Genomic DNA, 12,516 nt, shown 5'->3' with positions numbered 1-12,516 from the left:
AATGGCTGTAACTCGTCTCACGGACGTTATCGTCCCAGAGGTATTTTACCCCTACATGGTCAAGGAGACCATGGAGAAGTCTGCAATCTTCCAGTCTGGCATTCTTCGCCAGGACGGTAGCCTTGCAAGCTTCCTTGGTGGTGGCGGTCGTACCGTCAATGTGCCGTTCTGGAAGGATCTGGACAACACCGAGTCCAACGTCGCCAACGACAATCCGGCCTCCACGGCAACTCCTGGCAAGATCACGGCGGACAAGGACGTTGCTCTTCGCCAGATTCGCACTTACGGCTGGTCTTCGGCCAAGCTCACGGCGGAACTGGCCGGTGATGATCCGCAGCGCCGCATTGCTGAACGCGTGTCCGCTTACTGGATCCGTCAGTTCCAGCGCATTCTGACCAACACGCTCAAGGGTGTGTTCGAGGACAACATTGCCAACGACTCGGCTGACATGGTTCACACCATCGGCACCGATGCGGCTGGCTCTGCAACGGCTGCGGAGATCATCTCTGCCGAGGCCATCCTCGACACCAAGCAGACCATGGGCGATGCGGCTGATGAGCTTGACTCCCTCATCATGCACTCTGCGGCCTTCACCCGCCTCCAGAAGCTAAACCTGATCGACTATATCCCGGACAGTGAGGGCAAGGTTCGTTTCCCGACCTATCTGGGCTATCGCGTCATCGTTGATGACAACGTGACCGTGGTCGCTGGCACCAACCGCAGCATGTACTGGACGTATCTTGTTGCGAATGGCGCTCTGGGTTGGGCTGAGGTTCCTGTCGCTACGCCGGTTGAAACCGACCACAAGCCTGCACAGGGCAATGGTATGGGCGTTGATGAGCTGTGGGTTCGCCGTCAGTTCGTCATGCATCCTTACGGCATCAAGTGGACCGATACCACGGTCACTGATGAATTCCCGACATTCGCGGAACTGGCCACGGCTGGCAACTGGGATCGCGTCTATCCTGAGCGCAAGCAGATCGGTCTGGCACTTCTTCGCCACAACCTCTGACCTCTCTAGGCGGGCGGCTTCGGTCGCCCGTTCCTCTTTTCGGAGTTAGGCATGACCAAGAACACAAAAGCGGAAGCGCCACAGAAAAAGCGTGGCACGACGCTGGTTGATATCAATGCGGAATCCCGCGCGACAGAGATGGCGCTACAGAAGCGCCGCGAGGAACTGGCCAAGCCGTTTCTCGATGCTGTCGCCAAGGATACGATGGTTGGCGGTGAGGAAGTCGCACGCCGTCTCGGTGGCACGATCTACACGATCATGAAGGGCGCACCGCTTGCCGGTCAGAAGCCCAAGCCCCTGCGTCCGATTGTCGGGCCAAGCAAGGCCGCTGAGTAATGACCTATTCGCCGCCCCAGGTTGCTTGGCTTGTGGCCCGCAACCGTCGCCGCCGTGTGGCTGAGACGCTGGAAATCAGCGGAACGCCGGTCACGACTGCCACGCAGGGAATGCCCTATGCAGGCTTTACCGTGACAAGTTCGGGCGGCGAGGGCGAGCATTCCTATTCAATCGCTTCCGGCGCTCTGCCTACGGGCATAAACCTGAATGCCTCGACCGGAGAAGTTTCCGGCACACCGACTGTCACCGGCACCTTCGCAGATATCGTAATCCGCGTGACGGATGCAGTCGGCAACACGGCAGACCTTGCCCCTTTTACATTAACGGTGTCCTAGAATGGCCTCAGCCACCGATATTGCCAATCTTGCGCTCGATATCTTGAAGGAAGCGCCCATCAACTCGATTGATGAGGATCGCCCGACCGCTCGACTGATCAAGCGCAATTTCGACGTGGAGCGTGATGCTCTGCTCGAATATGCGGATTGGAACTTTGCCATGAAGCGCTCTGCCCTTCCGGCGGACGCAGAGGCACCGGCCTTCGGTTGGGATCACGCCTATACGTTACCAGCAGACTGCCTGCGCCTCATGCCGCTAACGGCAGACGGCACCACCGAGGGCATTCCCGTTGATCACGAGATTGAAGGCGGTCGCATTCTTACCAACCAGACCGGCCCGCTTCTGATCCGTTACGTCTATCGGTGCGACAAGTACGGGACATATCCAGCCACCTTCACGCTTGCCCTTGCGGCTCGTCTGGCGCGCAAAATGGCGCACTGGATGACCGGCAAAAACTCTTATGTGCAGGTTGCACAGCAGCTTTATCGCGAGACGATGGAAGAGGCTTGGCAGTCTGACGCTGTACAAGGCACATGGCCGCGTGCGGCTGACAATGAATGGGTGAATGCTCGATGAGCTTCTATCTCATTCAATCAACCTTCAATCGCGGTGAAATCTCCCCCCTGCTTGGGAGCCGTGCTGATGTTGATTTCTGGCGTCAGTCGCTCTTCTATTGCCGCAATTTCCAGATCCTCACGCATGGCGGCTTGCGCCGTCGCTCCGGCTCCCGCTTCGTAACGGAAGTGGATAGCAGCGCACAGATCACGCGCCTGTTCCCATTTTCCTTCTCCGAGACGCAAAGCTATGTCCTGGAATTGAGTGGTTCGGGCTATCTGCGTTTTCTCGCCAATCGTGGCGTTGTGCAAAGCGGTGGCTCGCCTTACCGCATCAGCCATTCCTATGCGGGTTCTGACCTGTTCCGCCTGAGCTATGCGCAGTTCAATGATGTGGCATATTTCGCGCACAAGAACTATACGCCTCAAAAGCTTCTGCGCTCGGCTGAAACGAATTGGAGCATATCGGCAGCAGTCTTTGAGGATGGTCCGTATCTCGACAGGAACACGACTGCCACCACGTTAGAGCCATCCGCGACAGGTGGTGCCGTCCCCAAGATGACGGGCGCAACCACGCCGTCTGGCACTGTCAGCGGCACAGCACCCACTACCGGTGCGCTATGGCAGTTGTTTGATCGCGATGACGGTCAAGTCGTCAACTGGAACAGCTTGCCGGTTGATGTTCAGTATAACTTTGGCGGCTCGTCAAAGGTCGTTGATGGCTATTGGATTCTTGGCCCGAAATCTTCGGTAGGTGCCGCGCCTACGTCCTGGGTGTTTCAGGGGTACAACGGAACGGACTGGATCACGCTCGATAGCGTTTCCGGGGAAACCGGTTGGACGGGCGGCGAATACCGTTATTTCAACTTCCAGAACGAAACCGCTTATCAGGCATACCGCTTCCAATTCAAGGGCAATAACGGCCTGTCGAGCGGCACGCTGCTGGCGATGTATGAAATAGCACTGCATGAACGGGCTGCGAACCAGACGCCCTTTAACCTTACCGCGTCCTCCACGGCGGGGATCAATAACGGTGCAGGTTTCAGCGCATCAGACGTAGGGCGCAGCATCCGCTTCCTCGGTGCCGATGGCCGCTGGAATTGGATGAAGATCACCTCGTTCGTGTCATCGACCACGGTGAAGGTGATACTGCACGATCAAGCCCTGCCAGATGTGACGCCAAGCCTCAATTGGTCGCTTGGCGCATTTGCAAGCAGCACGGGCTGGCCTGCCGCTGTGACGCTTTACAACGAACGTTTGATGTGGGCGCGCACGTCTGAGAAGCCGGTTACAGTCTACGGCTCCAAGCAGGGCAACTTTGAAGACTATGGTGTGAGTGATCCGCTTCGGGAAACGGACGGCATCAACATCACGCTTCTGTCTTCCAACATGAATGAAATCCTCTGGATCGTTGATGACGAGGATCTGATTACCGGCTCTGCCAAGCAGGTTCGCACGGTCGGGCCTTCGGATATCACGCAGTCGTTTTCCGCAACCAACATCACGCAGCGCAAGGGGCCAAACTCCGGTGCCTCGCATGTCCAGCCTATCTCCATTGGCGGTGTGGTGCTGTATGTCGGTGCAGGCGGCACGAAAATCCGTGAGCTGGTGCTTGGTGAGCAGAATCGTTACGTCGCGCCAGAACTGTCCCTGATTGGTGAGCACTACTTCAAGGACGGGATTGTCGATTGGGCCTTTTCGGAAAAGCCTGATCCGATCATCTATGCCGTGACCGGCGACGGGCTGCTCGTTGCCATTACCTATGACCGAGAGCAGCGCGTTCTCGGTTTCTCGCGTCATGACTTCGGTGGCTTTGTCGAAAGCGTCGCCGTCATCCCCGGTACGGAACCGGGACATGATGACGTGTATCTCGTGATAAAGCGCACCATTAATGGTGCAACCAAGCGCTATGTTGAGGTCATGGAGAACGCATTCGATCCGCAGTCTGATGCGGTCGAGGATGCTTTCTTTGTTGATTGCGGCCTGTCCTATAGCGGGGCAGCAACCATGACGATTACCGGCCTTTCGCACTTGGAAGGTGAGAGCGTCGTTGCCTTGGCAGACGGGAACGTTGTCGAGGGGCTGACTGTCGCATCGGGCCAGATCACGCTGCCCTATGCAGCCTCCAAGGTTCATGTCGGTCTGGCGATGAAGTCGCGGGCGGTCACTGTGCCGATATCCGGGCCTCAGCAGGACGGCACGCTCTTTGGACGCCGCAAGACGAATCTCTCGGCATATGTCGATGTGTATGGAAGCGGAGCGCTCCAGATGGGCGCTTATGCCGGTGACAGGTGGACGCCTGCACTGACGGACGTGCTGCTTGCCACGGGGGACGAGTTGTTTGGCAACAAGGTCGAACTGCAAACCGGCTTCAAGCGGGCTGACATTGAAGGAAGCTGGACGGAAGGTGACGGTCAAATCGTCATGGAAACCGACAAGCCGCTTCCTCTGATTATCCGTTCGCTGATGCTGCAAAATGAATCGGAGCCGTAACCATGTGCTTGATGGCCGTTGGCGGGATTATCAGTGGCGTTGTGTCGGCTGTAGGCACAATGGCGAGTGCTGCGGCACAGTCTGCCAGCTACAAGGCGCAGGCTCAATATGCGCAGCGACAGAGCATCCTTGAGCAGCAGAAAGGCGCACTTGAGGCAAACCAGCAGGCAAGGGCAAATGATCGCCGCTTGTCGGGTATGCGCTCGGCCTATCTGTCATCCGGTATTGACCTGGCCGGGTCTGCGGCTGACGTGATCGAAGAGAGCGCAACGGAAGCCTCGATGGACGAACAGGCAATCAAATTTGGCGCTCAAATTCGGTCTGATAACTATGCCTTCGAAAGCCGCTTGGCTCGCACCAATGCAAGTAATGCAATGGCTGGTGGCGCTATCGGTGCGCTTGGTTCTGTCGTGAATGGCTTTACGCAACAGAGCAGCTTCAACCAGCAGCGCACCATGATCCGCAACCCCTATCAGGGATAGGCGCTTTAAATGGCAGTCATTCGACCTATTCAGTCTCAGCGCACCATTGACGTAGGCGGGGTTCCCAATACCCGCGTTGACGGTTCGGTGGGGCAGGGGCTACAGCAGTTGGGTTCTGCCATCGGGCAGGCAACCAATGCGCAGCAAGACCTGGAATTGCGCCGTGAGCGTATGCGTATGCAGACGGCAGAGTTCCGCGCCGATCAGGAGTTTCGCCGCTTCGGCGATCACTTCGCGCTGGATTATGCCAAGACGCAGCAGGACATAGACCCGTCCGGTGAAGGCTTTACGGAAGCCGTCTCCAAGCAGTTCAACGCCAAGGCTGACGAGTTCCTGCGCACGGTGCCGGAAAGCCTGCGTCCCAAGGTTTCCGAACTGGTGGCAACGCAGCGTGAAAGCTTCATCAACAAGGCTGCGGCACAAGAGGTTGACCAGCGTCATAGCTGGTTCCGTCAAGGGATTACTGAGAGCCAAGAGAAGCTACAGACACAGGTATTCAACGATCCCTCATTGTTCGAGGCTGCGTTGGAAGATGGCGCACGGGCTATAGAGCTATCCGGCCTGCCTACTACCGAGAAGCAGGCACTTCTTGAAGCATGGAAAAGCACTCTTGCACTTACGCTCGGAGAGCGCGAAGTGCGTGATGCCGAACAGAACCCAGAAGCCGCCGTGAACGCAGCGGCCCGCCTTGGTGTGCGTGGCGCTGTGGACGGTGATATGGGTGCTTATCGGGATGCGATAGCCTCCATCGAGAGCAAGGGGAGCGGCGATTACGCAGCTATTGGCCCGCGCCACAAAAAAATGGGTCGTGCCCTTGGACGCTATCAGATCATGGAAGCCAATATCGGCCCGTGGTCACGTGAGGCTCTTGGCCGTGAGGTCACGCCAGAAGAGTTTATGGCGAACCCGCAAATTCAGGACGCTATATTTGACCACAAATTCGGCGGTTACGTTAAGCGCTTCGGCCCGGAAGGTGCCGCGCAAGCTTGGTTCGCCGGTCCCGGCGGTGTTGGCAAAACCAGCCGCAAAGATGTGCTGGGGACTGATGTTGGTTCTTATGGCCGCAGGTTTGTCAAGGCTCTTGGCAAGGTAGCCGAAGAGTCTGAGCCAGACCCACGTTATTCCAGCCTTCCACTTGAAAAGCGCCTGGAATTATTCGACCGCACACAAAATGCGGCGGAGCGGGGGAAGGCGGCAATCAGCGCTACCCTCAAGGCACAGTATGACCAGCACAAAGGCTCGCTCGAACTCGGCATTGAAACCGGCGACGTGGCAAGCGAACTGACCATCCTGCAAGACGAAATCCTCTCCGACGCGCACAAGGCCGATCTTCTCAAGTCCTATCGCTCGAAGAACGAGGAACGCATTGCCACGGCTGATGCGCTTGCCAAGTTCGAAGCCGGTGCGCTGCGTGTCGATCCGTATGACAGCAAGGGCAAGAATACGGTCGATAATGTCTTCAAGGAGATGGCTAAGACCGTTCCCGTTGAAGACCTGCAAAGCACGGCGGAAGAGATTGTCCGTCAGACGGGCGTTGTGCCGCAAGCTGCGCTTAATGCCATTCGTGGCGGTCTGGAAAGCCAGAACATCGCGGAAGTGGCAGCAGCGGCACAGTCCGCACAGCGCCTTGCTTCGGTCGATCCTGCTGCCTTGTCTCGTCGTGATGGCGGGAAGGCTGTGCAGGACGCAGCGGATGATTTCAGCTATTTCGTCAATCGCCTGAACCTTTCACCGGAGCAGGCAGCGCAGCGCTTGCTTGATCAGCGTGACCCTCAGAAACAGCGTGACCGCAAGGCGCTTGAGCCTCTGGTAAAGGATTTCATCAAGGAACGGCAGGATGATGATCTTGCCTCTATCTTTGACGAAAGCTTTGCAGGGTGGCGTTCCAATCCTGAGATTGGTTTCACGCCTGCGCAGGAAGCGGGCATCAAGGCCGAATATATCGCCATTGCGGAAGATGAGTTCTATCGCTCCGGTGGTGATGCAGAGGTTGCGCAGAACCGCGCCGTTGAGCGCATGAAGCGGCTTTATGGCACAACCGAGGTTACGGGCCGCAAGGTGGTGATGAAACACCCGCCTGAACGCTACTGGCCTGCAATGGTAAAGAGCAACATCAACCGCAGCAAGTCGCTCCATTGGACCAAGCAGCAGCTCAAGCGTGACCTGTCTGAGTTTGCGCCAGACATTGATATGGACAAGGTGCAGCTAGTTACCACGCCGCAGACCGACGCAATGGTCAAGCGCGGTGAAATGCCCGCCTATGGCGTTCTGTATCAGGATGCGGATGGGGTATGGCAGACCATCCCCGGCAAGCTGTGGCGTCCTGATCCTTCGGCAGAGAAGGAGCGTGCGCAGATCGAGCAGAGCGCGGAAGAGCGCGAATCTCAGCGCCGCATGGATCGCGCCATCTTTAGCCAAGGTCAGCAGCGCATCAACGCGCAGGATCGCGAGGCAGGACGCAATCGTGAAACCACACTGGATAGCTACTTGGGTGGACCGGTGGAGCCTCCCAAGCCTTCCCGCGTCACGCCTCCGACACAGCAAGAGCAATTGCAGGAGCAGAGGCAAGACCTGATGAACGGCAAGACTGACCGCTTCCCCGCGCCTAATCCAGCAAGGTTTGGTGGCTAATGCCTTTTCTTGAAGAGCGGGTAACGCCGCAGAACCTCGCCAATATTGCTGCACCAGAACGTGTGGAGCAGGCGGACCCGTCGCTTGGCGATACGCTCGGCGCAGCCTTCCGCACGCAAAACACGATTGGCTCCTTCATGGCCTCTCGTGGCATGGCTGATCCTTATGAGATAGAAGAAGGGTTCAACGCCATCGACTATGTGAAGGATGATCCCGACTTCGCGCCTTACGTGGAAGAGTTCGCGGGCATCTTCAACAAGCGAGCAGCAGAGGCAAAGAAACTGCAAATCAAGCAGGAGCAGCAGGACCGGCGCACACTCGATGCAGCAGGGGCAAGCGGCATCATTGCCGAAATGGCGGCTGGCGTGTTTGACTTGCCGACACTACTCATTCCCGGCTCAGTCGTGACAGTGGGTGCGCGCACGACTGGTTCGCTGGCCCTTGGCGTTGCCGGTGCGGCTGCACTAGATGCGGGCGTGTCCGAGGCTGCTCTACAGGCCACGCAGGCCACGCGTACGGCAGGCGAGACTGCGTTGAACATTGGCGGCTCTGTCGTGCTTGGTGGGGCGCTTGGTGCGCTTGCCGGTCGCTATCTTCTGCCAGCCGAGCAGGTTGCTCTGTCGCGCAAGGTGGAAGCGCAGGAGCAAGGCTTTGAAGAGTTCGATCAGGCTTTCATCAATACGGGTGCGGCATCGGCTGGTGCGGCGGCTCGTGACAAGGGAGCCGTGACGCTCAAGGATGAGAGCCTTATCAAGCGCCTCCCCGGCATCAATCGCCAAGACCCATTGATCCGCCTCCAGCTTTCCCCTCTCGAAAGCGGGCGGCAGACGGTGCGCGGGCTGGCAGAAACGCCGCTTGAATATGCCGAGAACGCGCGTGGCGTTGCGACAGAAAAGGGTGGCTCGGTTGAAACCCGTGTGAAGATGTGGAACGCGCCGATGGCAAAGGCCGTGCGCGAGATTGATACCTTCTATGCAAGGTACTTCCACGGCACGCCTGAGCCGTCCTCTTGGCAGCGTCGCCTGTCTCCTGCATTGTCCGAACTGGACCGTAGGCGAGGCGGGCAGAAACTCACTTATAAGGAGTTCAAGGAAGAGGTTGGCCGCGCTGCATATTCAGGCGAGGCGCACGAGATACCGGAAGTCGCGCAGGCTGCTAAGGTTTATCGCGAGATTGACGAGCAGTTGAAGAAGGCTGCTATCGAGGCGCGTCTTTTCCCGGTAGACATTGCGGTTGCTGGCGATATCTCTCACAGGTTCCGCGTCTACAATCGCGAGATGATCATTGCAAGGCGCGGTGACTTCACGCAGCGTCTCGTTGACTACTTCAAATCCAAGCAGGAAGCAGCGGGTTTCCGTGCGGAAGAGTTGCGTGTCGGCAGCAAGATTATCCAGGCTGATAAGGTGCGCTCACGCTTCGAGCAGGCATTCTCCCGCCTGGATAGCCTGGAGCAGCGTCTGGAAGGCCGTTCTGCGGTACGACAGCGCAAGCAGGCCGATATAGAAGCCAATAGGCAGACGCGCTTTGATGTGATGCGCGAGCGTGCGCCTGATCCAGTCGTGAAGGCACTGCGCGGCGCAGATGAAACCGCGACCATGATTGATGTGGTCAAGGATGCGCGCAAGGCTGAGCGCTCTGCCAACCGCAAACAATCTTACGCCGAACGCTATCCGGTGCTTGGTACGATCCGTAGCAAGGGCGGTGTGCGTGTCGGCTCTAAGCTTGACAGCGAACTGCGCTCTATGGGCGTTACGCCTAAGACGCATCCCGGACTGTTCAAGAAGAATGGCGGTCTCGGCGATATTGACAACTTCGTCAAAAGCGAAGACCCGATCTTTGACAATCTGCCGGATGATGGTGCGGGCTATGTCGATAGCAATGCTCTGCATAACGCCATCCGTGAGGAACTGGCAGGCAACCCGCTCAAGACTGCTGAGCAGGTAGCAGCGGAAGAAATCAACGAGAACCTTTCAGAGGTAGCCGAGCAGTGGCTTGAGAGTGTAGGGCTTGGGTCGAACGCTACTGTCAAGGAAGTCCGCGATTATATCCGCCGTATTCTTGGTGCTGAAAAGGATCTGGATGGGCTTGATGCGCGTATCTCACGCCTCGAAAGCGAACTGGAAGATTTTGACAAGGCAACCGATGCGCTGCGCAATGAGCGCGATATCAGTGCCTCGGAAGCTAAGGTTATCGCGGATGAACTGAATGAGCTTGAGGAAAGCCTTGCAGAAGTTGGCGATCTGGCGAATGCCTCGCCGCGCATTTCGCAAATGGTGGACCTTGCTCGCACAAAGCGCGACCTTTTCAAAGCCAAGCTGGAGCAGCGCAAGCTTCGCAATCGTGTCGAGGCCATTGAGCGACTAGCGACAGACGGCAAGGCTACGGACGAGATGCTTGCCGAAATGGCCGCAAAGCGCGTGGACCTGGAGCGTTTGGCTGAGAATATCGGCAAGCTAAGCAGCAAAGCTGACACGCTCGAAAAGACCGCGCCAAAAGCCGCTGACTTGGAAAAGGCCGAAGAGTTCGCGGACCTCTCAGAAGACGAAATCATGTCGATGGTTGACGAGGTGGTTGATACCATCCTTGGCAATGCAGAAGGTCGCATTCCTTACGATATCGTTGCTGGTCCGCGTGGCGCGCTCAAGGATCGCGTTCTCAAGATCGAGAGTGCGAAGATTCACGAGTTCCTGGAAAACGATATTGAAACCGTCCTGCGTATGCAGATGCGTACAATGGCTCCAGATATCGAGCTTGCCAAGAAATTCGGATCGGTGGATCTGAAAGAAGAAATTCGCAAGGTCAATGACGAGGCCAATGCGAAGATCAGGAACGCCAAGACGGAGAAGGAGCGCAAGGCTCTTGAGAAGGAGCGAAAGGCAGCTATCCGCGATATCGAGGGCATCCGTGACCGTATTCGCGGCACCTATGCCATGCCGTCCGATCCATCTTCGCTGGTGGTGCGCGCGAACCGTGTAGCACGCAATCTGAACTATGTGCGCCTGCTCGGTGGTATGACGATTTCAGCCCTGCCGGATATGGCAAAGGTGGTGTTTACGCATGGTCTGACCAGCACGTTCAAGGATGGGTTTTTGCCACTGATCCGCAATTTCAAGGCTGTCCGTCTTGCAGCGGATGAAGTGAAGACCGCAGGCACGGCGCTTGATATGGTGCTTGATACCCGCACCATGGCGATTGCCGATATCATGGACGAGTTCGGGCGGCACTCGAAATTTGAACGCGGTCTGTCTGCCCTGTCTTCGAAGTTCGGCCTTGTGTCTCTCATGGCACCGTGGAACGCGGCCATGAAGCAATTCGCGGGCATGGTCACAATGACCAATGTGCTGCGCGCTTCCGAGCAACTGGCAAAGGGTTCTGCACCTCAAGACGTGGTGCGCAAGCTGGCTGCATCCGGCATTGACGCAGACATGGCCGGTCGCATTGCCTTCGAGTTCAAGAAGCATGGCGACAGGCAAGGCAATGTGTGGCTGGCACAGACCGGCGATTGGACGGATCGCGAAGCCGCTGAGGCTTTCCGTGCCGCTATCGTCCGTGACGTGGATCGCATCATTGTCACACCGGGGCAGGACAAGCCGCTGTGGATGAGTACCGAACTCGGCAAGACGGTTGGGCAGTTCAAGAGCTTCCTTGTGTCATCGACGCAGCGCACGCTCCTTGCGGGTTTGCAGCAGCGTGACGCGGCAGTCCTGAACGGCACGATTGCCATGCTCGGCCTTGGTGCTATGGCGCACGCATTGAAGGAAATCACGGCAGGGCGCGAATTGCCGGATGAACCGCAAGTGTGGGCTGTGAACGCACTCGACCGCTCCGGCCTGACGGGCTGGCTCATGGAAGTGAATGCCATCTCGGAAAAGGCCACACGAGGGCGTGTAGGCTTCTCAGCACTCACTGGTGAGCAGGTAACGCGTTACGCCTCCAGAAACGTCTATGGCGCGTTCCTCGGCCCGTCTGCGGACGCTGTGGCCGATATCTTCCAGGTGTCGGGTTCTATCTTCGCAGGTGATACGACTAAATCAGACTTGCGCAAGGCGCGTCAGTTGCTTCCAGCGCAGAATTTGTTCTACATTAGGGAGATGCTGAATGCCGTTGAAGAGGGCGCAGGCGAGGCATTGAACTTACCCGATACACGGAGAAACTGATGCTCTCTGGCGTGATCGGCATAACCGGCGCTCTCTTGCTTATTGGTTGTGCCACGTCTTTTGAAGATGGAAAGGGCGCTCGTTTCGCGGCCTTTCTGTTTGGTGCGGTGGCGTGCTTCGCCGTCGCTGTCATGTCTGTAACGAAAACACCTGACTTCCTGCTGCAAGAATGCGACCGATATTCTCGGTTTGCTAACTCCTGTTAACGGCAGGCTGGTCCTGGGTCGCGCACCTCAACAATAGGTGACTGTGGTGACGCAGCGCCTCTCTCCTTCGCGATGAAGGTAAACCGGCATTGCATACTGGTGCCGTTATACATGCGATCAAAGAAGAAGGTGTAGGCCACGCGCTCGCTATCCAGGCGAACGCGGGATTCCGGCTGGCCGTTCTGCACAATGGCCTCACCAATAGGAACGCCAATATAGTTTTGCATGGCTGCATAATTGCCAGCCGCGCAGCCTGATACGGCAACTGCCGCAAACAACGCTAATAGCTTCATACGGTTCCTCCGAGAA

9 protein-coding genes are annotated in these 12,516 nt (G+C 57.3%); 8 read left to right on the top strand and 1 reads right to left on the bottom strand.

The features are described from left to right. The first annotated feature begins 1 nt into the window (after position 1). The 8 genes from EL18_RS10145 to EL18_RS18195 are packed head-to-tail and all read left to right on the top strand — an operon-like array spanning position 2 to position 12,001. A complete protein-coding gene (locus tag EL18_RS10145) occupies positions 2-1,012 on the top strand; it encodes a major capsid protein (RefSeq protein ID WP_036482501.1) in 1,011 nt (336 codons plus the stop codon). A gap of 51 nt (positions 1,013-1,063) precedes the next feature. After that, positions 1,064-1,348, top strand: coding sequence for a hypothetical protein (locus EL18_RS10140; RefSeq protein ID WP_036482497.1), 285 nt, complete (start codon positions 1,064-1,066; stop codon positions 1,346-1,348). Continuing rightward, positions 1,348-1,683 (top strand): putative Ig domain-containing protein, encoded by a 336-nt coding sequence (locus EL18_RS10135; RefSeq protein ID WP_036482495.1) that lies wholly within the window; start codon positions 1,348-1,350, stop codon positions 1,681-1,683. Before EL18_RS10140 ends, EL18_RS10135 begins: the two co-directional genes overlap by 1 nt. A 1-nt stretch (position 1,684) precedes the next feature. Beyond that, positions 1,685-2,260, top strand: a complete 576-nt coding sequence (locus tag EL18_RS17335; protein WP_051914003.1) for a phage connector family protein — start codon at positions 1,685-1,687, stop codon at positions 2,258-2,260. Next, positions 2,257-4,731 carry a phage tail protein gene (locus tag EL18_RS10125; RefSeq protein WP_036482493.1) on the top strand — a complete coding sequence of 825 codons (2,475 nt, stop codon included), beginning with the start codon at positions 2,257-2,259 and terminating at the stop codon, positions 4,729-4,731. The genes EL18_RS17335 and EL18_RS10125 overlap by 4 nt, the downstream gene beginning before the upstream one ends. A 2-nt stretch (positions 4,732-4,733) precedes the next feature. Next, positions 4,734-5,213, top strand: a complete 480-nt coding sequence (locus EL18_RS17330) for a hypothetical protein (protein ID WP_051914001.1) — start codon at positions 4,734-4,736, stop codon at positions 5,211-5,213. Positions 5,214-5,222: 9 nt separating this feature from the next. After that, the gene (locus EL18_RS18200; protein ID WP_244444548.1) at positions 5,223-7,844 is read left to right on the top strand and encodes a hypothetical protein; all 2,622 of its coding nucleotides are present in this window, start codon (positions 5,223-5,225) and stop codon (positions 7,842-7,844) included. Beyond that, a complete protein-coding gene (locus tag EL18_RS18195; protein ID WP_244444547.1) occupies positions 7,844-12,001 on the top strand; it encodes a hypothetical protein in 4,158 nt (1,385 codons plus the stop codon). Before EL18_RS18200 ends, EL18_RS18195 begins: the two co-directional genes overlap by 1 nt. Positions 12,002-12,203: 202 nt before the next feature. Here EL18_RS18195 and EL18_RS10100 read toward each other — a convergent pair whose 3' ends face one another. Then, entirely contained in the window at positions 12,204-12,500 is a 297-nt protein-coding gene (locus tag EL18_RS10100; protein WP_036482487.1) for a hypothetical protein, read from the bottom strand. Between the last annotated feature and the right edge of the window lie 16 nt (positions 12,501-12,516).

The sequence above is a fragment of the Nitratireductor basaltis genome (genome assembly GCF_000733725.1).
Taxonomy (GTDB): Bacteria; Pseudomonadota; Alphaproteobacteria; order Rhizobiales; family Rhizobiaceae; genus Chelativorans; species Chelativorans basaltis.
The sequence above is the reverse complement of the archived record's forward strand: the minus strand, read 5'-3'. Positions and strand labels throughout refer to the sequence as shown.

Excerpts from the sequence above, each read along its gene's own strand:
- EL18_RS17335 (WP_051914003.1), top strand. The coding sequence starts at position 1,685 with ATGGCCTCAGCCACCGATATTGCCAATCTTGCGCTCGATATCTTGAAG.
- EL18_RS10135 (WP_036482495.1), top strand. The coding sequence starts at position 1,348 with ATGACCTATTCGCCGCCCCAGGTTGCTTGGCTTGTGGCCCGCAACCGT.
- EL18_RS10140 (WP_036482497.1), top strand. The coding sequence starts at position 1,064 with ATGACCAAGAACACAAAAGCGGAAGCGCCACAGAAAAAGCGTGGCACG.
- EL18_RS10125 (WP_036482493.1), top strand. The coding sequence starts at position 2,257 with ATGAGCTTCTATCTCATTCAATCAACCTTCAATCGCGGTGAAATCTCC.
- EL18_RS10100 (WP_036482487.1), bottom strand. The coding sequence starts at position 12,500 with ATGAAGCTATTAGCGTTGTTTGCGGCAGTTGCCGTATCAGGCTGCGCG.
- EL18_RS18200 (WP_244444548.1), top strand. The coding sequence starts at position 5,223 with ATGGCAGTCATTCGACCTATTCAGTCTCAGCGCACCATTGACGTAGGC.
- EL18_RS17330 (WP_051914001.1), top strand. The coding sequence starts at position 4,734 with ATGTGCTTGATGGCCGTTGGCGGGATTATCAGTGGCGTTGTGTCGGCT.
- EL18_RS10145 (WP_036482501.1), top strand. The coding sequence starts at position 2 with ATGGCTGTAACTCGTCTCACGGACGTTATCGTCCCAGAGGTATTTTAC.
- EL18_RS18195 (WP_244444547.1), top strand. The coding sequence starts at position 7,844 with ATGCCTTTTCTTGAAGAGCGGGTAACGCCGCAGAACCTCGCCAATATT.